Raw genomic sequence first — 23,943 nt, forward strand, 5'->3', positions numbered from 1 at the left:
CGCCGACCGAACCCGGCACCCGCGCCCAGTGGCACCGATACGAAGCGGCAAGCCGCTCTCCCCCACCCGACGGCCACCGCCTACGCAACTCCGGTACCCCCGCCCGCCAAGCCCTCCTCCCCAGCACCGCAACACCCCCGGAACACCGAAGCGGGGCGGCGCCACCAGGCACCGCCCCGCTCCAAGCCACGTAACCGCCCGGTCAGCCGGACCCCACGAAGAGCACCAGCAGCGCCCAGACCACCGGCGCGGTCGGCAGAAGCGAGTCCAGCCGGTCCATGATGCCGCCGTGCCCCGGGAGCAGCGTCCCCATGTCCTTGATGCCCAGGTCCCGCTTGATCATCGATTCGCCGAGGTCACCCAGGGTCGCGCTGCCCGCGACCGCCAGGCCCAGGAGCAGCCCCTGCCACCAGGCTCCTCCGTCGATCAGGAACTGCATGCACAGGGCGCCGGCGACCATGGCCGCCCCCACCGCCCCGAACAGCCCTTCCCGCGTCTTACCGGGGCTGATGCGCGGGGCGAGCTTGTGCTTGCCGAAGCGCCAGCCGACGGCGTAGGCACCGGTGTCGGCGACCACCGTCAGGATGAGGAAGGTGATGACCCGCTCGGCGCCGTCGTCCGCCGTCAGCATGAGTGCGACGAACGTGGCGAGGAACGGGACGTAGAACGTCGCGAAGACGCCCGCCGTCACGTCCTTGAGGTATCCCTCCGGGGGCGCCGTCATCCGCCACACGAGCACCGCGAGTGCGGTGAGCGCCATGGCGACCCAGGCGCCTTCGGGGCCCCAGACGTAGCCGGCGACGACCATGCCCGCACCGCCCGCCGCCAGGGGGACGAGCGGGGCGTGGATGTCCTTGCGTTCGGACAGCCGCGTGGTCAGCTCCCACAGACCGACGACGACCGCCACCGCTATGACGCCGACGAAGACTTCCTTCACGACGAACAGCGACACCAGGACCAGCGCCCCGAGGCCGACGCCGACTCCTATTGCGGCACCGAGGTCCCGCCCCGCGGTCTTCTTCTGCGGTGCGGGGGGCGGCGTGGCGGCGGGCATGGGCTCCTGCGGCGTTTCGTCACGGAACAACGGTGCGCCCGGCCGGGCGCCGTCCGACGGACCGGCCCAGTCCCCGCCGTCGGCAGGACGGTCCGGCATTTCGGGCACGATGGGCATGGGCCGAGTCTGCTGGGCTTCATGGGCATCGTACGCGGGACCCGCCGTAGCGGCTCCCTGGACGGGTCCCTGGCCTGAGGTAGGCCACGGACCCGCGTACCCGGCATGCGACGGTGCGCCCCAGGAGGAGTCGTTCATCAGACTTCGAGCAGCTCGGCTTCCTTGTGCTTGAGCAGCTCGTCCACCTGAGCCACGTACTTGGCGGTGGTGTCGTCGAGTTCCTTCTCGCCGCGGCGGCCCTCGTCCTCACCGACCTCGCCGTCCTTGACGAGCTTGTCGATGGTCTCCTTGGCCTTGCGGCGCACGGCGCGGATCGAGATCTTCGAGTCCTCGGCCTTGCCCTTGGCGACCTTGATGAACTCGCGGCGCCGCTCCTCGGTCAGCTCCGGGAACGACACGCGGATGATGCGGCCGTCGTTGCTCGGGTTGACGCCGAGGTCCGAGTCGCGGATGGCCTGCTCGATGTTGCGCAGCGCGCTCGAGTCGAACGGCGTGACAACGGCCATGCGCGGCTCCGGCACGGAGAACGAGGCCAGCTGATTGATCGGCGTGAGGGCACCGTAGTAGTCCGCCACGATCTTGTTGAACATCGCCGGGTGCGCACGGCCGGTGCGGATCGCGGCGAAGTCCTCCTTGGCGACCACGACGGCCTTTTCCATCTTCTCCTCGGCCTCGAGGAGGGTCTCTTCGATCACCACTTGCTCCTGCGTGTCTTGAGTTGGCCTGAGGACCCCCCGCACGGTGATGACTGTCCGGGGGACGAAACAGGACCGGCTGCGTCGTGTGTCTTCCCTGCACGGTGTCCGACCGGCAGGGCTTTGTCCATCCCCGCTGCCGGGGACGCTGACGGGTCAGTCCCGGGCGCGCGGCTCGCCCACGAGCGTGCCGATCTTCTCACCCTTGACGGCCCGGGCGATATTGCCGGTCGCGAGAAGTTCGAAGACCAGGATGGGCAGCTTGTTGTCCCGGCACAGCGTGATCGCGGTCATGTCGGCGACCTTGAGGTCCCGGGTGATGACCTCGCCGTAGCCCAGGGCGTCGAACTTGACCGCGTCCGGGTTGGCCTTCGGGTCGGAATCGTAGACCCCGTCGACACCGTTCTTGCCCATCAGCAGCGCTTCGGCGTCGATCTCGAGCGCGCGCTGGGCGGCGGTGGTGTCGGTGGAGAAGTACGGCATGCCCATGCCCGCGCCGAAGATGACGACGCGGCCCTTCTCCAGGTGCCGCACCGCACGGAGCGGGATGTACGGCTCGGCCACCTGCCCCATGGTGATGGCCGTCTGCACGCGCGAGTCGATACCTTCCTTCTCCAGGAAGTCCTGGAGCGCGAGGCAGTTCATGACGGTGCCGAGCATGCCCATGTAGTCGGAGCGCGCACGGTCCATGCCGCGCTGCTGGAGTTCGGCGCCGCGGAAGAAGTTGCCGCCACCGATCACCACGGCGATCTGCGCGCCGTCACGGACCACGGCGGCGATCTCACGGGCGATCGCGTGCACCACGTCGGGGTCGACGCCGAGCCCCCCGCCGCCGGCGAAAGCCTCGCCGGAAAGCTTCAGCAGGAAGCGGCCGGCTCCTTTGCCGTCCTCGCTCCTGGCAGCACTGTCAACATTGCCCATGGGGTCTTCTCCTCGTGCACATACGAAGGAGGCCATTGCCGTTGGATGCGGTATCCCGATCGCGGCAATGGCCTCCTCGTCAGATCTGCGGTCGTCCGGTGCGTCCGACGCGGCGCACCCTGGCGTCCGCCACCGGCCCCGTCAGGGCCGTTCGTCGATCGCGGTCCGGACTCAGATGCCGACCTTGATGCGCGCGAAGCGCTTCAGGCTGACACCGGCCTCGTCCAGGATCTTCTGGACGGACTTCTTGTTGTCCTTGGCGAAGGGCTGGTCCAGGAGGGTGACCTCCTTGAAGAAGCCGTTCACCCGGCCCTCGACGATCTTCGGGAGCGCGGCCTCCGGCTTGCCCTCGTTGCGCGAGGTCTCCTCGGCGACGCGGCGCTCGTTCTCGACGACCTCGGCCGGCACCTCGTCACGCGAGAGGTACTTCGGCGAGAAGGCGGCGATGTGCTGCGCGACGTCCTTGGCGACCTCGGCGTTCTCCTTGTCGAGCTCGACGAGGACACCGATCTGCGGCGGGAGGTCGGGCATGGTGCGGTGCATGTACGCCGCGACGTAGCCGCCCGTGAACTGCGCGAAGCGGTCCAGGACGATCTTCTCGCCGAGGTTGGCGTTGGCCTCGTCCACGTACGCCTGGACCGTCTTGCCGGACTCGATCTCGGAGGCGAGCAGCGCCTCCAGGTCGGCCGGGGAGGTCGCGGCGATGTGCTGCGCCAGGGTTTTGGCGACGTGCTGGAACTTCTCGCCCTTGGCGACGAAGTCCGTCTCGCACTTCAGCTCGACGAGGACACCGGAGGTGTGGTCGTCGGCGATGAGGGAGACGACAGCGCCGTTCTCGGCGGAGCGGCCCTCGCGCTTGGCGACGCCCTTCTGGCCCTTGACGCGGAGGAGCTCGACGGCCTTGTCGACGCTGCCCTCGGCCTCGTCGAGCGCCTTCTTGCAGTCCATCATGCCGGCGCCGGTGAGCTCGCGGAGCTTCTTGACGTCGGCGGCGGTGTAGTTCGCCATGGTGATGTGAATCTCTCTCGAAGTCTGGAAGATCTACGGGTGGACGGCGGGGGCTGGTCCAGCCCCCGCCGTCAGCAACCGATGAGGATCGGTCAGGCCTGCTCGGGCTCGACGGCCGCGGCGCCCGTGGCCTCCTCGACGACGGCCGGGGCGACAGCCTGCTCGGCGTCGGCGACCTTCTCCGTCTCGGCGGAGGTCTGCACCTCGTCCTTGGCGGCGGGGGTCTCGGCCTCAGCGGCCTCGGCGGGGGTCTTGTCGCCCTCGAGCAGGTCGCGCTCCCACTCGGCCAGCGGCTCACCGGCGGCCTTGTCGCCCGGCTTCGAGTCGCCGGTGGCGACGCCGGAACGGGCGATGAGGCCCTCGGCGACGGCGTCGGCGATCACGCGGGTGAGCAGGGTGACGGAGCGGATCGCGTCGTCGTTGCCCGGGATCTTGTAGTCGACCTCGTCGGGGTCGCAGTTGGTGTCGAGGATGGCGACGACCGGGATGTGGAGCTTGCGCGCCTCACCGACGGCGATGTGCTCCTTCTTGGTGTCCACGATCCAGACGGCGCTGGGCACCTTCTGCATCTCGCGGATACCACCGAGGGTCTTCTCCAGCTTGGCCTTCTCGCGCGAGAGGACCAGGAGCTCCTTCTTGGTGAGGCCGGAGGCGGCCACGTCCTCGAAGTCGATCTGCTCCAGCTCCTTGAGGCGCTGGAGGCGCTTGTAGACGGTGGAGAAGTTGGTGAGCATGCCGCCCAGCCAGCGCTGGTTGACGTAGGGCATGCCGACGCGGGTGGCCTGCTCCGCGATGGCCTCCTGCGCCTGCTTCTTCGTACCGACGAACATCACCGTGCCGCCGTGGGCGACGGTCTCCTTGACGAACTCGTAGGCGCGGTCGATGTACGACAGCGACTGGAGCAGGTCGATGATGTAGATGCCGTTGCGCTCCGTGAAGATGAAGCGCTTCATCTTCGGGTTCCAGCGGCGGGTCTGGTGACCGAAGTGGACGCCGCTTTCCAGCAGCTCCCGCATCGTGACGACGGCCATGGCCGTATCTCCTTGAGTACTCGGTTGCCGTGACCACCGGACGGCGGTCACGCCTGACGCCCCGCGCGCTGTGCCCGAAGGACCGAGGAGCGCGGACGTCGACCAGAGGGGTTGACGTCGGGGCGTGCGAAGTCGACCCGGTGACCCGGATCGCCATCAGAAGTGTACGGGACCGCCGACCCACCGGGTGACGCCGCTGTCCACAACCAGCCGGTAGTCCACAGATTCGGATCATGATCCCCGAAATCAGCCGTGAGGGGCCACTGTGTACTCATGAACACGCAGAGTTACGCACTTGCCGGCTTCGTCCGCCGCATCGCCCGTACCGCCTTCAGCCCTCGCGCCCGCCGGAGTTCCACCGGTCCGGTGCGAGGCAGGTTCACCCCTGTGCCCCCAAGGGCAGCAAAGACCGCTCCGACCGCCCGTACCGGCGTTCTCGGCGCCCAGCTTTACTGGGCAACCACGCCCGCACATCCCACCCGGCCATCAGTGCTTCCTCGACGCCCACTCGCCCGCGCCGGGACGGTCCTGCTCTGCACCGTCGCCGCCCTCGCCCTGGCATCGGCGGTGAGGGCGGCGGACCCGCCTGCCCCGGCACCCCCTCCTCCCACTCCCACAGGCGACGGAACGGCCGGCTCCGCGAAGCCACGCCCCACCGGGACCACCGCCCAGGTCCGCCGCCAGGCCGCGACGCCAGCACGCACCCGTTCGTCCGGACGGGCCGAGACCGCGCGCCCGCGTTCCCGGCCACGTCCTGCCTCTGAGCCGCACCTGCGGCAGCCCGATGCGTCCGCCCCCGGCGCGGTCCCGGGCGCACGGTCCTGGCCGGTGGGCACCCGGCCGCACGTCGCACGAGGCTGGGAGCCCCCGGCGACCGACTTCGGCCCGGGGCACCGGGGAGTGGACCTGAAGGCCCCGGTGGGCACGACGGTCCGGGCGGCCGCCACCGGACGGGTCTCCTTCGCAGGCCCGGTGGCAGGCCGCGGAGTCCTCGCCATCGAGCTGTCCAACAGCGGCACGACCCCGCTGCGCATCACCTACGAGCCGGTACGGGCCTTGGTCGCTGTCGGCGACGAAGTGGTGGCGGGCCAGCCGGTGGCCGTGCTGGAGGCCGGCACCCACTGCCCGCACTCGTGCCTCCACTGGGGCCTGCTGCGCGGCAAGGAGTACCTGGACCCGCTCACCCTGCTCCCCGATTGGATGCTGCGGCACGGACCTTCACGCCTGCTGCCCGTGAGCGGCGTCCCGGAGCCTTCGGCGGACCGTCCCGAGGTCGCGGCGTCCGGCCCGAAGGCGTTCACGCCGGTGGTGCACCACACGCACGCCCCCGCGAGAAGGCGGAGCCGGGATCACCGAACAGGCGGGCACACCGCCGCACGGCGCTCCGCAGCGCGAAGCAGGCCCGCCGGCCGTAGTCGTCAACGCCCGGTCGCCAACCGTCCAGATAGCCGTCGAGGGCAGGCACCCCACGGAAAGGTCAGCCGCGGACGCCGCCGAGGGCCATCGCCACGGTCGCGTCGATGATCGCCTGCGGGTCCTCCGCCGCCCCCAGCTCGATACGCCGCACCGCCGCGTCGACGACGCCCTGGAGCAGCATGGCGGCGAGCCGCGGACGCTCGTGGCCCATCCCGTCCAGGGCGTCCACCACGACGGTCACGAGCCCTCCGTGGGCCGCGCGGATCTTCTCGCGCGCACTCGCGTCCAGCTCACTCGCCGAGATCGCCACGACGGCACGGTGCCGGCGGTCCCCCACGAGGGCGAGCTGCGTGCGGACGTATGCCTCGACCTTCGCCTCAGGCGTGGTTTCTCGCTCCATGGCCGCCTGCACCTCGGCGGCCCATACGGGGATGTCGACCTCGCAGAGTTCCTCCACGACGGCCCCGCGCGAGCGGAAGTACTCGTACACGGAGGACCGCGCCAGCCCCGTACGTTCGGCGAGCGCGGGAAAGGTGAGGGCCTCCGTGCCGCCTTCCGACAGCAGGGACCTCGCGGCGTCCAGAAGGGCGCCGCGTTGCATCGACCGGTGCTCGGCCACGGAGGCCGCTCGAATCCTTGGCACGTTCCCACTGTACGGATGACGCGTCCACGACGGCAGCCGGTACACCCTCTTCGTCCGCGTCGTGCCGTCGGCGTGATGCCGCATCTGGGTCGCTCCGGGGCGCCGGGGGCTTTCGTGGCACGCGGGGCGGCACGCACGACGCCCCCGGTCACGCGCCGGAGGAGGCAGTGGGCCCCGCGCCCGGGACGCAAGGGTCAGCGGCCGAAACTGGACAGTTTCGCGCGGAGCTGCAGAACCGATTTCGTATGGATCTGGCTCACTCTGCTTTCGGTCACGCCCAGGACGTGGCCGATCTCGGCGAGGGTCAGACCCTCGTAGTAGTAGAGCGTGACCACGGTCTTCTCGCGCTCGGGGAGGAGGTTGATCGCCCGGGCGAGCAGCCGGCGCAGCTCCCGGTCCTCGGCGAGCTCGACGGGGTTGTCGGCGGAGGTGTCCTCGAGGGTGTCCATGATGCTGAGGCGGTCTCCCCCGCCCTCTCCGCCACCGTGGAGGAGTTCCTCTAGGGCCACCACGTTCGCCAGGGACAGCTGGCTGAAAACCGCGTGCAGATCCTCCACAGCGATCCCCATCTCCGCGGCCACCTCCGCCTCGGTGGGCGTGCGGTGCAGTTCGGCCTCGAGCGAGGCGTACGCACGCTCGACGTTGCGCGCCTTCTGCCGGACGGAACGGGGAATCCAGTCCAGCGCGCGCAGTTCGTCGATCATCGCGCCCCGGATCCGCGTGATGGCGTACGTCTCGAACTTGATGGACCGTTCCGGGTCGAACTTCTCGATGGCGTCGATGAGTCCGAAGATCCCGGACGAGACGAAGTCGGCCTGCTCCACGTTGGGCGGCAGGCCGACGCTGACCCGGCCCGCGACGTACTTGACCAGCGGGGAGTAGTGCAGGATCAGTTGCTCGCGCAGCCGCGCGTCGCCCGTGGCCTTGTAGGAGCTCCACAGCTCCTCAAGCGTGGTGGGAGCCTTGGGCCGCACGCTGCCGCGGGCGGCGGGAGGTCCTGCCGCCCGGTCAGACCCGGAGGTGTGCTGGGGCATTCGTCGCCTTGAGCCGTTCTGCCGTGAACTGGGGGAGATTGATGGTCCGATGGCGTGTCTGAGTCGAAATCCTTGCGAGCGTAACGTGACGAAGGGGTCGCGTTGAGCGAAGGGTACGGGGTCGGAGCGGGACATTTGCGCCCCAGCGGGCGCCTCGCACGCCCCACCCGGCCCCGGTGCGACCAGCACACCGGGGCGGTAAACCTCGCAACAGCCAAGGTCATGGGGCATGATCCGGACAGCTGGGCACTTTAGCTACCGGATCGTCACAGGTCGGAAATCCGCCCGAAAGCGCCTGGCGTGTCAACTTCCAGTTTTCCCCTCCGCGTTCGACGAAGCCGAGGGCGAGCAGCTCGTGGAGGTTGGCGGCCGTCTCGTCAGTGCTGGTGGCAGCGCCGCGGGCGATCCGCTCCAGAGAGCCACCGGGACCGGCCGGTACGGCTTCGAGGGTCCTGCCCAGCCGGTCGGGCAGGAGGTCCCTGGGAAGCACCGGGCCAGTCTTCGCGGGGGCCAGTTCCCCCATTCCGCCGACGAGTTCGACGATGTCGCCGGCGTCCGCGACCAGGTGGCCTTCTCCGCGCAGCAGTTCGTGGACGCCGGCAGAGAGGCCACTGGTCACCGGACCGGGAACTCCCATGACGGCGCGCCCCAGTCGCGCAGCGGCGCGCGCCGTCGACAACGCACCGCTCCGGTAAGCCGCCTCCACGACCACCGTTCCCCGCGTCAGCGCGGCGATGACGCGGTTACGCAGCACGAACCTGCTGGGCGTCGGATGGTCGCCCGGCGGCAACTCGCTCACCACCAGACCTTGTTCGGCGATCCTGGCGATGAGCTGGGCGTGGCCTCGCGGGTAGGGGCTGTCCACGCCGCAGGCGAGGACCGCGACCGTGGCGCCGCCCGCCCCGAGGGTGGCGCGGTGGGCCGCGCCGTCGATGCCGTACGCGCCGCCGGAGACCACCACCCAGCCGCGCTCCGCGAGCCCCGCCCCGAGCAGGCCCGCGGCGTGCGCCCCGTAGTCCGTGCACGCCCTGGCCCCGACCAGCGCCACGGAGCGCAGAGCCCAGAAGCGGAGCGAGGGGGTCCCCCGTACCCAAAGACCGAGGGGCCGGGCGTCGCCGAGGTCGTCCAGCTGGGCGGGCCACTCGGCGTCGCCGGGGCAGACGAAGCGGGCCCCGGCCTCCCGGGCTGCCGCGAGGTCGAGTTCGGGGCGCGCGTCGCGGGCCCGCAGTCGCAGCCCCGCCATCCGCCCCGCGGTGGCACCGGGCAGCGGCGGCCCCTCGCCCCGCAGCCGGTCGAGCAGCGCCACCGGCCCCAGTCTGCGCAGCCACTGGCCTCCGCGGGAGTCCCCCGGTTCCAGAACGCGGGTCAGGCCGGCTCTGGCCAGGCGTTCGGCCGCGGCGTCCCCGGTGTGCCTCCCGGTGCCGGGCAACTGCTCCTGGGCGGGCGGAAGGCGGCCTTCGTGCGGCAGGGTCACCGCGCACCTGCCGCGATGCTGGGCACGCCCCGGGGGATGCCGGTGCGCAGTTGCAGGGCCGCCTCCACGTCACCCGCGTCGGGCTGGTCGTGGCCCCTCAGGTCGGCGACGGTCCAGGCCACGCGCAGTACGCGGTCGAGGCCGCGGGCGCTGAGCATGCCCCGTTCCAGTTCGCGTTCGGCGGCCTGCATGGCGCCTGCCGCCGCGTGCCACCGGGTGCGCAGCGCATGGCCCGACACCTCGCCGTTGGTTCGCCACGGCGTCCCGGCCAGGCGCTGTTCCGCGCGCTGCCGGGCCTCCAGCACCCGGGCGGCGACGGTCTCCGTGGACTCACCCCGCTCCCCCGCACCGACCAGTTCGGCCCGGGAGACGCGATCGACGTCGACCCTGAGGTCGACCCGGTCCAGGAGCGGGCCGGAGAGCCTGGCCTGGTAGCGCCGCACGACCGAGGGCATGCAGTCGCACGGGTCGCCCTGAGTGCCGTGGCGGCCGCACGGACAGGGGTTGGCCGCCAGGACCATGAGGAACTGCGCGGGCAGCCGGACGACCCCGGCCGCGCGGGCGACCACGACGTGCCCCGATTCGAGGGGCTGCCGCAGCGCGTCGAGGGCCTTGGCCCCGAACTCCGGCGCCTCGTCAAGAAAAAGCACACCCCTGTGGGCGAGAGAGACGGCTCCCGGGCGGGGCAGCCCGTTGCCCCCTCCGACGAGGGACTGCATGGTCGCCGAGTGGTGCGGGGCGCAGTAAGGCGGTCTGCTGAGCAGGGGCCCGCCCGCCTGCAGGACTCCGGCCACCGAGTGGACCGCGGTGACCTCCAGGGCTGCGGTGCGGTCCAGGGCGGGCATGATGCCGGGGAGCCGCTCGGCGAGCATCGTCTTGCCCGCCCCGGGCGGACCCTTCAGATAGATGTGGTGACCGCCCGCCGCAGCCACCTCCAGGGCACCCCGTGCGAGATGTTGACCGGCCACGTCGCCGAAGTCCAGGCGCCGCCCGTCCGCCGTCTGACTCGGCGCGCCGATGCCCGCGCCGGGGAAACTGAAACCGGACAGGAGCGGATCGGGACGACCCGGAGCGTCGGGTTCCTCCTCGGGAACGGGAGTGTCGGTGAGCACCGCCACGAGCTGGCGCAGGGTGCGGACACCGAGCACCGAGATGCCAGGCACCAGGGCGGCCTCGGCGGCGGAGCACTCCGGGACGACGACCTGCTCGTATCCCGCCTCGGCGGCCGCCAGTACGGCCGGCAGCACCCCGCGTACGGGCCGCACGCGGCCGTCGAGGCCCAGTTCGCCGATCATCACCAGGTCGGTGAGGCTGCGGGGGTCGATGAGTTCCGCCGCGCCCAGGACGGCGGTGGCGACGGCGAGGTCGAATCCGCTGCCGCTCTTGGGGACCGAGGCCGGACTGAGGCCGATGGTCAGTTTGCGCTGCGGCCACTCGATGCCGGCGTTGGCCACCGCGGCACGTACCCGGTCCCGGCTCTCCACCAGGGTCTTGTCCGGCAGTCCTACCAGGGCGAACGAGGCGACGCCGGGCTCCAGGTCCGCCTGGACCTCGACGATGATCCCTTCGACGCCCACCAGGGTGACCGCGTAGGTCCGTGCGAAGGCCATCAGCTCAGCCCCCGCACGTGCTCGACACGGGCGGCCCCGCGCGGCGGCAGCACCACGCCCACGAGGTCGATCCGTACGCCTCCGGGCGGTGGCCCCCCGTACTTCGCGAGCCACAGCTCCGCGAGCCGGCGCAGGCGTTTCGCCTTCTCGGCCGTGATCGCGGCCGACGGATGCCCGAACGGACCGGGCCGCCGGGTCTTGACCTCGCACATGACCAGGACATCCCCGTCCCGGGCCACCACATCGATCTCTCCGACGCGTCCCACGCGCCAGTTCCTCGCCAGAATCCGCATCCCGGCTGCGGTCAACGTCCTGACCGCCACATCTTCCCCGTACCGGCCCAGAGCGCCTCGTGCGTTCATGCGGCATCACCTCCGGCACCGACAGTGCGGGGCGGAGCGGAATGCCGAGGGAACGCGGTGGACAACACCGCAATTGTGGATAACTCCGTCACCCTTGCGGGGAGACAGGGCTCCTCAAAGGGCCGGCAAGGGGTGCCGGCGCGGGGCGGGGGTCGCCGGAACGGGGCGACACCGAAGCGGAGGGCGGGCGGCGGACGCCAGGAACGCCGCTCACGGCGCGGTCCGCCTCGGAGCCACCACGTAGCGCTACGACGGGGCCCGCTACGCGCCGTACGGGCCCCGCACGCTCCGCGCCCCATGCCCGCAGCGGGCCGCAAAACCCCAGCTCACGCGCCCCGTAACGGCCCCGCACGCCGCACTCACGGCGCGCGCCCCGTCCCCCCGCGAAACCCGCGCGGAGAGCCCCTCCGGGCTCACCCCCCAGGCAGTTCGAGGTCGCTCTTGTTGAGCTCCTCGATGTTCACGTCCTTGAAGGTCAGCACCCGGACCTGCTTCACGAACCGCGCCGGCCGGTACATGTCCCACACCCAGGCGTCCGCCATGGAGACCTCGAAGAAGACCTCGCCCTGCACGGAGTGGACCTGCATGTCGTAGTCGTTGGTCAGGTAGAAGCGCCGCTCGGTCTCGATCACGAACTTGAACAGACCGACGACATCGCGGTACTCCCGGTAGAGCTTCAGCTCCATCTCGGTCTCGTACTTCTCGAGGTCCTCGGCGCTCATGGCATGTTCCCCTTCAGCCGTGCGTGCCCCTATTGTGCGCCAGCCCTGCGAGGCGCTGACGGTTACCTGTCGAGCGTCATGGGCCTGGCCGGGGCTCCTTCGTCCAGCAGCGTGCACAGCAGTTCGGCGAGTCTGGTCGGATACACCGTCTCATGCGTCCTGGTCAGCTCCTCGCTCGACCACCACCGCGCACCTGCGACGGTACGTCGCTCCAGCTCGGTGAGCGCGGTGGGCCCCGTCACACTGCTCCGGGTGCGCGCCAGGTAGTACCGCTCGTCCTGGTCCCAGCGGCGTCCGGCGAAGGTGAAGGAGCAGACGCGCCGCCACAGCTCGGGACCGAGGGTGATGTCGCTGATCCCGGTCTCCTCGGCGAGTTCCCGGCGGGCAGCCTCCTCGTGGGTCTCGTCGCCCTCCAGGCCGCCGCCGGGCGTGAACCACCAGTCCGTCCCGGGGTCGTCCGGCTCGTGGCCGTGGAGCAGCAGCACCCGTTCGGCGGGATCCAGCAGGACGACCCGGGCGACGCGGCGCAGCGGCCCCGCGCCAGGCTCCGGCGCCCCGTGAACGTCCAGGTCACGCGCCACGTACGCGCTCCGTACGCCGCTGCCGCGCGGCGCGGCCGAACCGCGCCGCCACCGGCCCGTACGCCGCGCCGCCCAGGATCAGTACGGCGCCCCCGACGACCGCCGCGACGACGGCCTTGAGCGGGCCGGGCTCGGAGATCCCGCCGGGCAGCCCGGCGAACCCGTCGGGGCGGGCCAGCATTCCGTCCATCGGCCAGGCGACGGCGTCGACCCGCGCCACGACGGCGTCCCGGGGCACGGCGCCCCGGCCGACCTCCTGGAGGTGGGCGGTGGAGTCGAGCGAACCCGCGCGCTCGTCGCCCAGCAGGAACAGGCGCCCTTCCGGGACGGTGGTGCGGGGGATGCCGGCGACCGAGGCGGGGGTGTCGGCCGGGAGGTAGGACTCGTCGACGGGCTTGCCGTTCACCGTGAGCCGCCCCGAGGTGCAGCAGGCGACCTCGTCGCCGCCGACGGCCACGACGCGCTTGACCATGGGCAGGTCGCCCCACTCCGCCTCGTTGAAGACGACCACGTCGCCGCGGCGTACCTCCGCGCCGTCGATGCGCTGGGCGAGCACCCGGTCACCGGCGTTGATCGTGGGCGCCATGGAGCCGGTGGGGACGGCGTAGGGCTGGTACAGCAGCGCTCCCCAGGCGAAGCCGCCGAGGAAGAGCACACAGCCGAGGGCCACGGCCACGCCCGACAGGATTCTGCCGAGCCGGCCGTGGCCCTCACGCGTACCGTCCGTCCGGTCGGTACGGTCCTCCGCACTTCGTGTCGTGCTCATCCCAGCCCGTCCCCACCTCGGAGAATTGGTCTTCCCGCCGTCCCGACAGGCGTCGGGGGGCGGGAAGCGGCGATCTGGGACGGCACCCTACCCGTCGGTCCGGCGGGCGGTAACCCGTCGCCGCCACAGGACCAGCGGCACGGCGCCGGCCAGCCCCAGGACGCCCGGGGTGGCGCCGAGTGCGGCGTTCAGGCCGGGCTGGTCGAAGGTCTCCGGCACCGGCAGCGTCGACCAGCGCGTGGGCGGCCAGGCGACGACGATGGCGCGCCCGACGACCTCGTCGGCCGGGACCATGCCGGCGTTCTTGTCGTTCTGGTGGTACCGGGAGTCGAGCGACGACTGACGGTGGTCACCCATGACCCAGAATTTACCGTCGGGCACCTTCACCTTGAACGTGCCGCCGCCTTCGTCGGGACTGCACGGGGTGTTGCCCGGGAAAACGTACGGCTCGTCGAGCGCCTTGCCGTTGACCTTCAGCGGCCCCGTGCCGTTGCACTCGACCGTGTCGCCCGGGACGCCGATGACCCGCTTGATCAGATCCTTCTCCTCCGAGGAGGGCATCAGGCCGATGAAGCTGAGGAAGCGCTGGACCGAGTTGGGCTCGGTGACGGGCTCGTTGGCCAGCCAGCCGTCCGGGTCGTGGAAAACGATCACCTCGCCGCGCTCCGGCTCACCGCCGAACCACGGGGTGAGCTTGTCCACCAGGACTCGGTCGCCCTTCTGGAGGGCGTTCTGCATCGACTCCGAAGGGATCGAGAACGCCTGGACCAGGAACGTCTTGATCAGCAGCGCCAGTCCCAGCGCGATGACGATCAGGAACGGGATCTCCAGCCAGAAGGGGATGCGCCTCTTCCCCTTACGCCGCCCGTCGTCGGGGCCGTCGTCCGGACCGGCTCCGCCGGACCCGTCGGCGTACTCGGCCGGTTCGTCCTCGGGGCGTCCGGAACCACCCTCGGGCTCGCGTCCGGATCGTGCGCCCACCGCCACATCCCCCACATCGACTCCTCACTGTGTGCCGCTGTCCGCGCCTCGTCCGGCGCAGGACCACCACTCCCATAACGAGCGGGAGTTCCGCAGGGGTCGGGAGGGGGACCGTTCTGTTCAGATCCTGGGACGCCACCTTATGCGACGCCCCGTCGGCCGCCGTCGATGCGCCGGGCGCGTCGGGGACCGCCGCGTACGTCTCGCGGGCCTCCAGGCCCCGCCAGTGCCCCGCCGGCCACGCTATGGCCACGGCGCGGCCCACCACGTGGTCGTCGGGCACCGTGCCGCCGTACCCCTCGGCGCGGTGGTAGCGGGAGTCGGCGGAGTTCTCCCGGTGGTCGCCGAGCACGAAGTACCGGTCCTCGGGGACGCGCACGGTGAAGCGGAGCGACGAGGGCTTGTTGCCGGGGTGGAGGTAGGGCTCGGTCAGGGGCGTGCCGTTGACGGTGATCCGGTCGTCGCGGTCGCAGCAGACCACGGTGTCGCCGCCGACCGCGACGACCCGCTTGATCAGGTTGCGCTGGTCGTCGGCGGGCAGCAGGCCGATCGCAGCGAGCCCCCGTTTCACCTGGGCGGTGACGGCGGAGTCGTCGGGGGCGGCCGGGGCCGGCTCGCCGTGGAGCCAGTCGGCCGGGTCCTCGAAGACGATGACGTCGCCGCGCTGGGGCCGGGAGCCGAAGTGGGGGGTCAGTTTGTCGACGACGACGCGGTCGCCGATCCGGATGGTCTGCTCCATCGATCCGGAGGGGATCACGAACGCCTGGATGAGGAAGGTCTTCAGGAAGAGCGCGATCCCGACGGCGACAACGATCATCAGGGGTATCTCGCGGAGCGCGGAGCGGCGCCTGCGGCGGCGCACCTTGCGGGCGAGCTTGCGCCGTTCGGCGCGGCCGGTAGGGGGCGGCGCCGCGGCGTACCCGTTACCGCGCTGCGCGGCGTCCGCGCCGGAGCGGCCGCGGGGCTTTCCCCGCCTACCCATGGCGGCCCCGGTCCGGCAGCTGGGCGAGCGTGCCGGAGTGGCCGACGGAGGACCAGCGGGAGAAGGGCCAGCCGACCCACTCCGCCCGCCCCAGCACCTGCTCGACGGGGAGCATGCCGCCTCCGGGTGAGCCCAGCCGGTCGCGGGAGTCGCTGGAGTCGCTGCGGTGGTCGCCCAGGAGGAAGAGACGGTCCGTGGGCACGACGACGTCGAAGGGGACCGAGGAGGCGCCGTCGCCGGGGTACAGGTAGGGCTCGTCGACCACGGTGCCGTTGACGGCGAGGCGGCCCTTAGCATCGCAGCAGACGACGCGGTCACCGCCGGTCCCCACCACGCGCTTCACGAAGTCGCCGTCGCCGAAGTACTCGGTCCCGTCGAAGACGACGACGTCCCCCCGGCGCGGCTCGCCGCCGAAGCGGTAGGCCAGCTTGTTGACCAGAATCCGGTCCCCGACGCGCAGCTCCGGCTCCATCGACCTGCTCGGGATCTGGAACGGCTGGAGGACGAACGCACTGAAGAGCAGGACGAGAACCACGCAGGCGCCGAGTCCCAGGGTGAACCGGCCGCCCGGGAGGCGGGACAGAAGCGAGGAGCGCGACCCCTCCTCCGCCCCGGAATCCGCAGGGTTGTCCCCTGGTCCGGTGGTGGAGGAGCGGTCGCGCTCCTGGTGCTGTGCTTCGGTGTCCATCGGTGCCAGATGTTATCCGGCTCCGCGGCGGACACGAACAGGCAAGCGATACTTGACCTGTTCCTGGGCCGAGGCCCGGCGCGGCTCAGCGCACCGGGGCCGTCGCCCATCGGGCTCAGTTGTCGCGCTTCTCCTTGATCTTCGCGGCCTTGCCGCGCAGCTCACGGAGGTAGTACAGCTTCGCGCGGCGGACGTCACCACGGGTGACCAGCTCGATCTTCTCCACGATGGGGGTGTGCACCGGGAAGGTGCGCTCCACGCCCACGGAGAAGGAGACCTTGCGGACCGTGAAGGTCTCGCGCACGCCGGAGCCCTGGCGGCGGATGACGACGCCCTTGAACTGCTGCACACGGGAGCGGTTGCCCTCGATGACGCGGACGTGCACGTTGACCGTGTCGCCGGGACGGAAGGCGGGGACGTCGGTACGCAGCGACGCGGCGTCGACGGAGTCGAGCAGGTGGGACATGATGTCTGCTTCCTCGCTGATGCCACAGGTCATCAACGGAACATGAGAGGGATGTGCGAGTGCTGCCGCGTCCCGGAGCGCCGTCGGTCCCCCTGTGGCAGGGGCGAACGCTCGTGGACGTACAACAGCGGGCTATTCTTCCACGGCTTCGGGCCCGCGCCCAAATCGTCCGTCCGGACCCTGCTGCCAGCCCAGGGAGGCGAGGAGCGAGCGGTCCTTCTTGTCGAGCGTGGCGGGGTCGCAGCGCTCGATGAGGTCGGGGCGGTTGCGGGCGGTGCGGCGGAACGCCTCGTCGCGGCGCCACCGCGCGATCTTCCCGTGGTGGCCGCTGAGCAGCACCTCCGGGATGTCGCGGCCGCGCCAGGACGGCGGCTTGGTGTAGACGGGGCCTTCGAGCAGGTCCGCCATGGCACCGGGCGCGAAGGAGTCGTCGCGGTGCGACTCGGCGTTGCCGAGGACGCCGGGCAGCAGCCGGGCGACCGCCTCGGTGATGACCAGCACGGCGGCCTCGCCTCCGGCCAGTACGTAGTCGCCGATGGAGACCTCGTGGACGGGTATCCGCGAGGCGTACTCGTCCATCACGCGCCGGTCGATGCCCTCGTAACGGGCGGGGGTGAAGATCAGCCAGGGGCTGGCGGAGAGTTCGACCGCCAGTTCCTGGGTGAAGGGCCGGCCGCTGGGCGTCGGGACGACCAGGGCGGGGCTGTGCGCACCGGCCTCGTACCCGTCGGCGAGGACCTGGTCGAGCGCCTCGCCCCACGGCTCGGTCTTCATGACCATGCCGGGGCCCCCGCCGTAGGGGGTGTCGTCGACCGTGTTGTGGCGGTCGTAGGTCCAGTCGCGCAGGTCGTGGACGCGGACGTCGAGGACGCCGCGGTGCCGGGCCTTGCCGACCAGGGAGACGTTCAGCGGGTCGAGGTACTCGGGGAAGATCGTGACGGCGTCGAGACGCATCAGCGCGCCTCTCCTGCCTGGTCGGGCGCCCCGTCGGCACCGTCGTCCGGGGCCCCGTCGCCCGCCTCGTCCTGCTCCGCGTCGCGGGCGGAGGCGACGACGGCGCGGTCGTCGATGAGGCCCGGCGGCGGGGTGATGACGGCGCGCTGCTCGTCCAGGTCGATCTCGGCGACGATCTCGGCGACGAACGGGATCATGACCTCGCTGCCGTCGGGCCGCTCGACGATGAAGAGGTCCTGGGAGGGCAGGTGGGAGATCTCCGTGATGCGCCCCACCTCGACGCCGTCCTCGGTGACCACGTCGAGGTCCATGAGCTGGTGGTCGTAGAACTCCTCGGGGTCGTCCGGGAGCTCCTCGGGGTCGACCTCGGCGATGAGGAGGGTGTTGCGCAGCGCCTCGGCTCCCGTACGGTCGCTCACCCCGGCGAAGCGCAGCAGCAGCCGTCCGCTGTGCACCCGCCCCGTCTCGATGGTCAGCGGGCCGGTCCCGGGGGGATCGGTGGCGAGTACGGCGCCGGGCCCGAGGCGGACCTCCGGCTCATCGGTGCGCACCTCGACGGTGACCTCGCCCTTGATTCCGTGGGCACGGCCGATCCGTGCGACTACCAACTGCACCTGTGCTGCTCCTGGTCGTTCGTCGTTCGATGAGGAGGATCGGGAACGGGCCCGAGCTTCCCGCGCCGCGGGGACGGGCTCGGGCCCGGAACGGAGCGGGGGCCGGAAGCGTACCTACCGCTTCCGGCCCCCGGCCCTGTGTCCTGCGAGAGCCCCGGAGGGCTCAGACCTGGTCCACGTCGACGAGGTCGACGCGGATGCCACGGCCACCGATGGCTCCCACGACGGTGCGCAGGGAGCGAGCGGTACGGCCGTTACGGCCGATGACCTTGCCGAGGTCGTCGGGGTGGACCCGGACCTCCAGCACGCGCCCGCGGCGCAGGTTGCGCTCGGCGACCTGGACATCGTCAGGGTTGTCGACGATGCCCTTCACGAGGTGCTCGAGAGCCTCCTCGAGCATGCTCAGGCCTCGGTCGACTCGGCGGCCGGGGCCTCAGCCTCGTCCGCCTTCTTGTCGGCCTTCTTCTTCTGGGTGATGGCCTCGCCCTTCGGGCCGCCCTCGATGTCCTTGGTGAGCTGGTCGAACAGCGCACGCTTGTCGGCCTTCGGCTCCGGCTGGAGCAGCGGCGCGGGGGCGGGAAGGCCCTTGTGCGCCTGCCAGTCACCGGTGAGCTTCAGGATCGCGAGAACCGGCTCGGTCGGCTGGGCGCCGACGGAGAGCCAGTAACGGGCGCGCTCCGAGTCGACCTCGATGCGGGAGGGGTTCTGCACCGGGTGGTACAGGCCGATCTCCTCGATCGCACGGCCGTCACGGCGGGTGCGGGAGTCGGCGACGATGATGCGGTAGTGAGGCGAACGGATCTTGCCCAGACGCTTCAGCTTGATCTTGACTGCCACGGGAGTGGTGTCTCCTGGTCTTGACGAGGTGGGCACAACGGGATGCCACGTGGGGTTGCGGTACTCGGGGTGCCCGATGGACGCGTCAGCCGGAGGAGAGAGGGGTCCTGTGCGACTGTCGAGTACAGCTTGCCATTCTGCCATACGGGGCGGGCCCGTCCTCCCACGCCCGTGACCGCCGTCGGCCGGCCCCGCCCCGGCACCCTCAGGCCGGGGGCTCGGGCCGCGCCGAGGCGGTCACCCGGCGACGGCGACCGCCTCGGGGATACGGAAGGGCTTGCCGCAGCCGCCGCACATGATGGGGGCCTGGGCGAGGACGGAGGGGACGACGCGGACGTTGCGTCCGCAGTCGCAGACGGCCTTGACGCGGACGCCGCCGCCGGAGGAGCCGTGGCGGGCGGCCGGGCCGCGGAAACTGCGCGCGGTGTCGCCCGCGGTGGCCACCGAGTGGGCCTTGAGGGCGCGGTGGAGGCGGTCGGCGGTCTGGCGGTAGCGCCGCTTGGCCTCCGGGTTGAGCCCGACCAGGGAGAAGCCGCTGCTGGGGTGCGGCTCCTCGGGGTGGTCCAGGCCGAGCTCCTCGGCGACGGCGAGGAATCTGCGGTTGTGATACCGGCCGGCCCGTGAGGTGTCGCGAATGCCACGGGCTGCGGCGATGCCATGGACTGCTTCATGGAGCAGTCGCTCGAAGGAGAGCTCGGCGCCGCAGGCGGACGAGGACTCTCCGATCAGGGACTCGGGCGCGGCAAGATCTGGCAGCTCGGGGTGGTACCGCTGAATGTCGGCCCACGCCTGTGCCAGCTCTGCGGCGAGAACAGGTGGTGTCGTGCTCACGTCGTGCCCAACGAGCAGAAGCCGCTCCGTGTTCCTATTCCGGGCCATCCCAAATATTTTGCACGTACCCGTCAGTTGCCGCTGATGCGTCGTGAGGACAGCGAGTGCGCCGAACTGCACAGAAGTCGCTCAGCCGGTCACAACCCCGTACGTATCCCCGGGTACGCCGCCTCCTGTAGCCCGGCCTGTCGGATCGGCTCCCCCGGTCCGCCACCGGTGGCGCTCGGGGGCGCGGGGCGGCTTCGGGGCGCGTGCGGGGCAGGGGTCGTGCGGCTCGCGGTCGACGGTACCGGGCGGCCTCGCGCCGCCCCGCACCGGGCCCTGCGGCGGGGCGGACCGGGCCGCGTACGCCGGGCCGTCCCCGGCGCGCGGCCGTACAGCCACGGACGGATGTACAGCTCTTCGGCGGCCCGCGTGAACCGGTGCGGGGCGGTCCCGTCCGCACTGCGTCGCAGGCAGGAGGGGGCGCGGCGGCCGCAGGGGCGGCCAGGTGGTGCGGGGGCGCGCGAGGGGAGCACGCAAGCACGGGGGCGGCGTCCACTGGACGCGGGGCCGCGGGCGTCGTTCCCTGGCATACGGGGGCACGAGCACGGCACCGGGGGCGGAACACGGACAGGCCACAACCTCTCGGCAGATGGGGGCTCATGCGATGACTTCGACGCTGGTGCGGCGGCACGGATCGCGGCACGAGACCGACCCGGCGCGACTGCGGGCGGCGGCCCGGGCGCGGGACTGGACGGAGATCCAGGAACGGATGCTCGTCCCGCTCCAGGAGGCGGTCTACGCCCGGGTCGGGCTGGGACCGGGCGCGCGGGTCCTGGAACTGGGGTGCGGCGCGGGGCTGGGGCTGCTGCTCGCGGCGGGGCGCGGCGCCTCGGTGGCCGGGGCGGAGACGGAGCGGCCGGAACTGCTCGCGTACGCGGAGCGGCGGCTGCGGAGCACGGTGGGCGCCCCGTCGGGCGGCGGCCCCGTACTGGGGGACGAGGCGTGGGGCGCGGCGGGGCTGGGCGCGGGGCATTCGCTCGTGGTGTCGTTCCGGCCGCTGGGCTGCACGGCCGGCGACGGGGCGGCACTCGGGTCACAGCTGGCGCGGGCGCTGGACGGGGCGCGGCGCGGTACGCAGGTGGTGCTCACGGGGTGGGGGCCGCCCGAGCGGTGCGCGGCCTCGGGCGTGCTGCGGGCTGCGCAGCGGCTGGCGGAGCCTGTGGCGGGACCGGGCGCCGGACGTTCGGCGGGGCGTGACGACCTGGAGGACGTCGCGAGTGCGGCGGGGCTGCGGCTGGAGGGGTCGGGGCGGGTGAGCTGCCCGTTCGGCTACCCGGACCAGGAGAGCGCGGTGCGCGGCCTGCTGTCGACGGGGCTGCTGGACGCGGCCCTCGCGGCCACGGACACGGCGCGGGTGGCGAAAGAACTCGGCGAGGCGCTTCATCCGTACACGGGTTCCGACGGGAGCGTCTGGTTGCCGAACGTGTTCCGGTATCTGGTGGCGCGGTCGGTGTGAGCGGGGGTGGGCGGGGTGGGCGACGGGCGGTGCGGTGCCCGCGCCGTGCGCGCCGCGGCGCCGTTCCACGGGGCGCGCGGCGCGCCCCGTACTGAGTGACGAACGCGCAGGTCGCGCGCCCCGTAGCGGCCCCGTGGCGCGCGGCGTCGGCGGGGCGCGGCGCACGCGTGTCGCGCCGTTCTGCGGGGCGTCGCGTCCCCGGCGTGACGGGGCCCTCGCGCCGCGCGCCTCGCGGCTCCGCCCGGGTGGCTGGTCCGGCTAGCCCTTGTGCAGCCGGGGGATGCCCGCCGCGCGGTAGGCGTCGGCCTCTTCCAGGGTCTCGTTCTCCAGGAGGGCCGCGGCGAGGGCGTCGAGCTGGTCACGGTGGTCGGTGAGCTGGCGGCAGGCGCTCTCGTAGCACTCCTCGACGATGCGGCGCATCTCCTCGTCGATGGTGTCGAGCGTGGCCGGGGCCGCGGAGAGGCCGTACGCCTGCTGGGCGTCCTGGGGGAGGGCGGAGAGGCGGCCGACCTTGGAGCTCATGCCCCAGCGGCCGACCATGCCGCGCACCATGCCGGTGACCTGCTCCAGGTCGTTCTCGGCGCCGGTGGTGACCATGCCGAAGACCACCTGCTCCGCGGCCATGCCGCCGAGCGCGCCGATGATGCGGCCGCGCAGGTACTCCTCGGTGTAGGCGTACTTGTCGGCCTCGGGTGTGGAGAGGGTGACGCCGAGGGCGCGGCCGCGCGGGACGATGGTGATCTTGCGGACGGGGTCCGCGCCCGGCTGGAGCATGCCGAGGAGGGCGTGGCCGCTCTCGTGGTAGGCGGTGCGGCGTCGTTCGTCCTGGGGCATGACGAGGGGGCGTTCGGCGCCCAGCTGCACCTTCTCCAGGGCGCTGGAGAGGTCGCTCTGGTCCACGCGTTTCTGGCGGCGTTTCACCGCGAGGAGGGCCGCCTCGTTGGCGAGGTTGGCGAGATCGGCGCCGGTCATGCCCGGCGTGGAGCGGGCGATCTGGGCCAGGTCGACGTCGGGTGCGAGCGGGATGTCGCGCGTATGGATCTTCAGGATGGCCTCGCGGCCGCCACGGTCGGGCGGGCTGACCGCGACGACGCGGTCGAAGCGGCCGGGGCGGGTGAGGGCGGGGTCGAGGATGTCGGCGCGGTTGGTGGCGGCTATCACGATGACGCCCTCGGAGCCGGAGAAGCCGTCCATCTCGGTGAGGATCTGGTTGAGGGTCTGCTCGCGTTCGTCGTGGCCGCCCATGCCCGAGCCGCCGCCTCGCGCACGACCGATGGTGTCGATCTCGTCGATGAAGATGATCGACGGTGCCACCTTGCGGGCCTCGGCGAAGAGTTCGCGGACGCGCCCCGCGCCGACGCCGACGATCATCTCGATGAACTCTGAGGCCGAGGCCGAGAAGAACGGCACGTCGGCCTCCCCAGCGACGGCGCGGGCCAGCAGCGTCTTGCCCGTACCGGGCGGACCGGTGAGCAGGACGCCGCGGGGCATCTTGGCGCCCATGGCACGGTAGGCCTCGGGGTGTTTGAGGAAGTCGACGATGTCGTTGAGCTCGCCCTCGACCTCGTCGATCCCGGCGACGTCGGCGAAGGTGGTCCGCCGACCCTCTTCCAGTTCCACGGGTTTGGGCGGCGGCTTGCGGCCGAGCATGCCCCCTCCCCCGCCGAGGCCGGCGCTCATGCGGCGCGCGATGAACACCCAGAGCGCGACGAGGAGCAGTATCGGCGCCAGCGAGATCAGGAGATTGGAGAGGAGGCTCCGTTCGGCGACGACGGGCTCCGCCGTGACCGTGACCTTGTTCCGTTCCAGCTCGGCCCAGAGGCCGTCGTCGGCGAACTCGGGGCGCTGCGTGGTGAAGGTCTTGTAGTCGCCGTCGCCGTCGTCCGCGCCGTTGTCGTCGGGGCGTGGCTGGGCCTTCTTCAGTTCGCCCTGGATGGCGTCGCCCTTGGCGTAGATCTTGGCGACGTTGTTGTCGTCAACCTGCCGGCTGAACTCGGTGTACGAGATCGTCGTGTCGTCGCTCTGGTCGAAGAAGGAGAGCACCAGGTTGGCGATGACGAAGACCAGCAGGGCGGTGATGAGAAGCCGCCACCAGCCGCCGGGCATGCGGCCGCGTTTCTTGGGCTGGTCCGGCTCCGGTGCCCCCTCCGAGCGCCAGGGTTTGTCGGTGCGGTCGCGCGGCGGGACGGGGCTGGTCACTCGCATCTCCTTCACGCCGACGCCGGATGCGGCCGACATTAGTGCGCTTATCACCCCATTGCGCGAGGGGCCTGTCAGGCGGGTGATCCTCGGAGGGCGGGCGGTGGAGCGTCGTCGCGGGGCGGGCGACCTGCGCCGGTGCGGGCGGGGCGGGCCGAGGTGCGCGGACGGCGGTGCCGCGCAGCCCTGCGGGGCGCGCGGCCGGAGCGCGCACGCCCCGTGCGGGGCACCGCGCCCGCCGCGCCACGGCGGGGCCGCTGCGCCGCCCGCGCCGCAGGCCCCGTACGGAGCGGTCCGCCCGCCCGCATCGTCGCAGGTCGCCCGCCCAGTAACGCGCCGTCGACGGAGCCTCGCCGGACCGCGCCGCACGCCACCACGCAGCCACCCCGACGCCCCCCCCGGCGAGACCCCCGCGCACCGCCCCGCACACACGAAAGGGGCGCACGCCCGAAGACG

At 71.9% G+C, this 23,943-nt stretch carries 25 protein-coding genes; 2 read left to right on the forward strand and 23 right to left on the reverse strand.

The annotated features are described in order from the left end of the window. Positions 1 to 202: 202 nt before the first annotated feature. From IF45_RS0119895 to rpsB, 5 genes are all read right to left on the reverse strand, one after another. Positions 203 to 1,309 (reverse strand): phosphatidate cytidylyltransferase, encoded by a 1,107-nt coding sequence (locus IF45_RS0119895; protein WP_078842898.1) that lies wholly within the window; start codon positions 1,307 to 1,309, stop codon positions 203 to 205. Next, positions 1,309 to 1,866 (reverse strand): ribosome recycling factor, encoded by a 558-nt coding sequence (frr, locus tag IF45_RS0119900; RefSeq protein ID WP_003951140.1) that lies wholly within the window; start codon positions 1,864 to 1,866, stop codon positions 1,309 to 1,311. Before frr ends, IF45_RS0119895 begins: the two co-directional genes overlap by 1 nt. Before the next feature lie 156 nt (positions 1,867 to 2,022). Then, positions 2,023 to 2,787 carry a UMP kinase gene (gene pyrH, locus IF45_RS0119905; RefSeq protein WP_003951139.1) on the reverse strand — a complete coding sequence of 255 codons (765 nt, stop codon included), beginning with the start codon at positions 2,785 to 2,787 and terminating at the stop codon, positions 2,023 to 2,025. Between the two features lie 171 nt (positions 2,788 to 2,958). After that, positions 2,959 to 3,795, reverse strand: coding sequence for a translation elongation factor Ts (tsf, locus tag IF45_RS0119910; protein ID WP_030308712.1), 837 nt, complete (start codon positions 3,793 to 3,795; stop codon positions 2,959 to 2,961). A 92-nt stretch (positions 3,796 to 3,887) separates the two neighbouring features. Further along, entirely contained in the window at positions 3,888 to 4,826 is a 939-nt protein-coding gene (rpsB, locus tag IF45_RS0119915) for a 30S ribosomal protein S2 (RefSeq protein ID WP_003951137.1), read from the reverse strand. Between the two features lie 273 nt (positions 4,827 to 5,099). Between rpsB and IF45_RS34425 the strand changes: the two genes are divergently transcribed. After that, positions 5,100 to 6,350 (forward strand): murein hydrolase activator EnvC family protein, encoded by a 1,251-nt coding sequence (locus tag IF45_RS34425; RefSeq protein ID WP_370443956.1) that lies wholly within the window; start codon positions 5,100 to 5,102, stop codon positions 6,348 to 6,350. Here the strand turns inward: IF45_RS34425 and IF45_RS0119920 are convergent. The 17 genes from IF45_RS0119920 to IF45_RS0120000 all read right to left on the reverse strand — a co-directional run bounded on the left by IF45_RS0119920 (position 6,304) and on the right by IF45_RS0120000 (position 19,835). Then, a complete protein-coding gene (locus IF45_RS0119920; RefSeq protein WP_030308714.1) occupies positions 6,304 to 6,861 on the reverse strand; it encodes a TetR/AcrR family transcriptional regulator in 558 nt (185 codons plus the stop codon). The genes IF45_RS34425 and IF45_RS0119920 overlap by 47 nt on opposite strands. A gap of 218 nt (positions 6,862 to 7,079) precedes the next feature. Further along, the gene (whiG, locus tag IF45_RS0119925; RefSeq protein ID WP_003951133.1) at positions 7,080 to 7,919 is read right to left on the reverse strand and encodes an RNA polymerase sigma factor WhiG; all 840 of its coding nucleotides are present in this window, start codon (positions 7,917 to 7,919) and stop codon (positions 7,080 to 7,082) included. Positions 7,920 to 8,139: 220 nt separating this feature from the next. Next, entirely contained in the window at positions 8,140 to 9,393 is a 1,254-nt protein-coding gene (dprA, locus tag IF45_RS0119930) for a DNA-processing protein DprA (protein ID WP_030308716.1), read from the reverse strand. After that, complete coding sequence (locus IF45_RS0119935) at positions 9,390 to 11,003, reverse strand: YifB family Mg chelatase-like AAA ATPase (RefSeq protein WP_030308722.1); 1,614 nt, start codon at positions 11,001 to 11,003, stop codon at positions 9,390 to 9,392. Before IF45_RS0119935 ends, dprA begins: the two co-directional genes overlap by 4 nt. Beyond that, positions 11,003 to 11,365, reverse strand: coding sequence for a YraN family protein (locus IF45_RS0119940; RefSeq protein WP_008409405.1), 363 nt, complete (start codon positions 11,363 to 11,365; stop codon positions 11,003 to 11,005). The genes IF45_RS0119935 and IF45_RS0119940 overlap by 1 nt, the downstream gene beginning before the upstream one ends. 413 nt (positions 11,366 to 11,778) lie before the next feature. Beyond that, positions 11,779 to 12,087: a DUF2469 domain-containing protein gene (locus IF45_RS0119945; protein ID WP_003951129.1), complete on the reverse strand. Its 309-nt coding sequence runs from the start codon at positions 12,085 to 12,087 to the stop codon at positions 11,779 to 11,781. A gap of 62 nt (positions 12,088 to 12,149) precedes the next feature. Next, a complete protein-coding gene (locus IF45_RS0119950; RefSeq protein ID WP_018469787.1) occupies positions 12,150 to 12,668 on the reverse strand; it encodes an NUDIX hydrolase in 519 nt (172 codons plus the stop codon). Continuing rightward, positions 12,658 to 13,434: a signal peptidase I gene (lepB, locus tag IF45_RS0119955; RefSeq protein WP_008409403.1), complete on the reverse strand. Its 777-nt coding sequence runs from the start codon at positions 13,432 to 13,434 to the stop codon at positions 12,658 to 12,660. Before lepB (IF45_RS0119955) ends, IF45_RS0119950 begins: the two co-directional genes overlap by 11 nt. A gap of 87 nt (positions 13,435 to 13,521) precedes the next feature. After that, the gene (gene lepB / locus IF45_RS0119960) at positions 13,522 to 14,277 is read right to left on the reverse strand and encodes a signal peptidase I (RefSeq protein WP_306789806.1); all 756 of its coding nucleotides are present in this window, start codon (positions 14,275 to 14,277) and stop codon (positions 13,522 to 13,524) included. Between the two features lie 13 nt (positions 14,278 to 14,290). Beyond that, complete coding sequence (gene lepB / locus IF45_RS34430) at positions 14,291 to 15,397, reverse strand: signal peptidase I (RefSeq protein WP_030308725.1); 1,107 nt, start codon at positions 15,395 to 15,397, stop codon at positions 14,291 to 14,293. Further along, positions 15,390 to 16,085, reverse strand: a complete 696-nt coding sequence (gene lepB, locus IF45_RS0119970) for a signal peptidase I (protein WP_030308727.1) — start codon at positions 16,083 to 16,085, stop codon at positions 15,390 to 15,392. Before lepB (IF45_RS0119970) ends, lepB (IF45_RS34430) begins: the two co-directional genes overlap by 8 nt. Before the next feature lie 115 nt (positions 16,086 to 16,200). Beyond that, a complete protein-coding gene (gene rplS, locus IF45_RS0119975) occupies positions 16,201 to 16,551 on the reverse strand; it encodes a 50S ribosomal protein L19 (protein WP_008409401.1) in 351 nt (116 codons plus the stop codon). Between the two features lie 132 nt (positions 16,552 to 16,683). After that, positions 16,684 to 17,505: a tRNA (guanosine(37)-N1)-methyltransferase TrmD gene (trmD, locus tag IF45_RS0119980; protein WP_015507031.1), complete on the reverse strand. Its 822-nt coding sequence runs from the start codon at positions 17,503 to 17,505 to the stop codon at positions 16,684 to 16,686. Further along, positions 17,505 to 18,119, reverse strand: a complete 615-nt coding sequence (gene rimM / locus IF45_RS0119985; protein ID WP_008409399.1) for a ribosome maturation factor RimM — start codon at positions 18,117 to 18,119, stop codon at positions 17,505 to 17,507. The genes trmD and rimM overlap by 1 nt, the downstream gene beginning before the upstream one ends. 163 nt (positions 18,120 to 18,282) lie before the next feature. Then, positions 18,283 to 18,519 (reverse strand): RNA-binding protein, encoded by a 237-nt coding sequence (locus IF45_RS0119990; protein WP_003951123.1) that lies wholly within the window; start codon positions 18,517 to 18,519, stop codon positions 18,283 to 18,285. A gap of 2 nt (positions 18,520 to 18,521) precedes the next feature. Continuing rightward, positions 18,522 to 18,956, reverse strand: a complete 435-nt coding sequence (rpsP, locus tag IF45_RS0119995) for a 30S ribosomal protein S16 (RefSeq protein WP_003951122.1) — start codon at positions 18,954 to 18,956, stop codon at positions 18,522 to 18,524. 237 nt (positions 18,957 to 19,193) lie between these two features. Beyond that, positions 19,194 to 19,835: a hypothetical protein gene (locus tag IF45_RS0120000; RefSeq protein WP_008409397.1), complete on the reverse strand. Its 642-nt coding sequence runs from the start codon at positions 19,833 to 19,835 to the stop codon at positions 19,194 to 19,196. 601 nt (positions 19,836 to 20,436) lie between these two features. Between IF45_RS0120000 and IF45_RS0120005 the strand changes: the two genes are divergently transcribed. Next, entirely contained in the window at positions 20,437 to 21,288 is an 852-nt protein-coding gene (locus IF45_RS0120005; RefSeq protein WP_030308729.1) for a hypothetical protein, read from the forward strand. Between the two features lie 258 nt (positions 21,289 to 21,546). Here the strand turns inward: IF45_RS0120005 and ftsH are convergent, their stop codons facing one another. Continuing rightward, entirely contained in the window at positions 21,547 to 23,487 is a 1,941-nt protein-coding gene (gene ftsH, locus IF45_RS0120010; protein ID WP_030308731.1) for an ATP-dependent zinc metalloprotease FtsH, read from the reverse strand. Positions 23,488 to 23,943: the final 456 nt, after the last annotated feature.

It is taken from the genome of Streptomyces albidoflavus, assembly GCF_000719955.1.
GTDB classification, from domain to species: domain Bacteria; phylum Actinomycetota; class Actinomycetes; order Streptomycetales; family Streptomycetaceae; genus Streptomyces; species Streptomyces albidoflavus.

Coding starts and splice junctions, on each gene's coding strand:
- IF45_RS0120005 (WP_030308729.1), top strand. CDS start 20,437: ATGACTTCGACGCTGGTGCGGCGGCACGGATCGCGGCACGAGACCGAC.
- lepB (WP_030308727.1), bottom strand. CDS start 16,085: ATGGACACCGAAGCACAGCACCAGGAGCGCGACCGCTCCTCCACCACC.
- IF45_RS0119990 (WP_003951123.1), bottom strand. CDS start 18,519: ATGCTCGAGGAGGCTCTCGAGCACCTCGTGAAGGGCATCGTCGACAAC.
- IF45_RS34425 (WP_370443956.1), top strand. CDS start 5,100: ATGAACACGCAGAGTTACGCACTTGCCGGCTTCGTCCGCCGCATCGCC.
- IF45_RS0119940 (WP_008409405.1), bottom strand. CDS start 11,365: ATGAACGCACGAGGCGCTCTGGGCCGGTACGGGGAAGATGTGGCGGTC.
- pyrH (WP_003951139.1), bottom strand. CDS start 2,787: ATGGGCAATGTTGACAGTGCTGCCAGGAGCGAGGACGGCAAAGGAGCC.
- IF45_RS0119895 (WP_078842898.1), bottom strand. CDS start 1,309: ATGAACGACTCCTCCTGGGGCGCACCGTCGCATGCCGGGTACGCGGGT.
- tsf (WP_030308712.1), bottom strand. CDS start 3,795: ATGGCGAACTACACCGCCGCCGACGTCAAGAAGCTCCGCGAGCTCACC.
- rpsB (WP_003951137.1), bottom strand. CDS start 4,826: ATGGCCGTCGTCACGATGCGGGAGCTGCTGGAAAGCGGCGTCCACTTC.
- rplS (WP_008409401.1), bottom strand. CDS start 16,551: ATGTCCCACCTGCTCGACTCCGTCGACGCCGCGTCGCTGCGTACCGAC.
- trmD (WP_015507031.1), bottom strand. CDS start 17,505: ATGCGTCTCGACGCCGTCACGATCTTCCCCGAGTACCTCGACCCGCTG.
- IF45_RS0119945 (WP_003951129.1), bottom strand. CDS start 12,087: ATGAGCGCCGAGGACCTCGAGAAGTACGAGACCGAGATGGAGCTGAAG.
- whiG (WP_003951133.1), bottom strand. CDS start 7,919: ATGCCCCAGCACACCTCCGGGTCTGACCGGGCGGCAGGACCTCCCGCC.
- IF45_RS0120000 (WP_008409397.1), bottom strand. CDS start 19,835: ATGGCCCGGAATAGGAACACGGAGCGGCTTCTGCTCGTTGGGCACGAC.
- lepB (WP_008409403.1), bottom strand. CDS start 13,434: ATGAGCACGACACGAAGTGCGGAGGACCGTACCGACCGGACGGACGGT.
- IF45_RS0119935 (WP_030308722.1), bottom strand. CDS start 11,003: ATGGCCTTCGCACGGACCTACGCGGTCACCCTGGTGGGCGTCGAAGGG.
- lepB (WP_030308725.1), bottom strand. CDS start 15,397: ATGGGTAGGCGGGGAAAGCCCCGCGGCCGCTCCGGCGCGGACGCCGCG.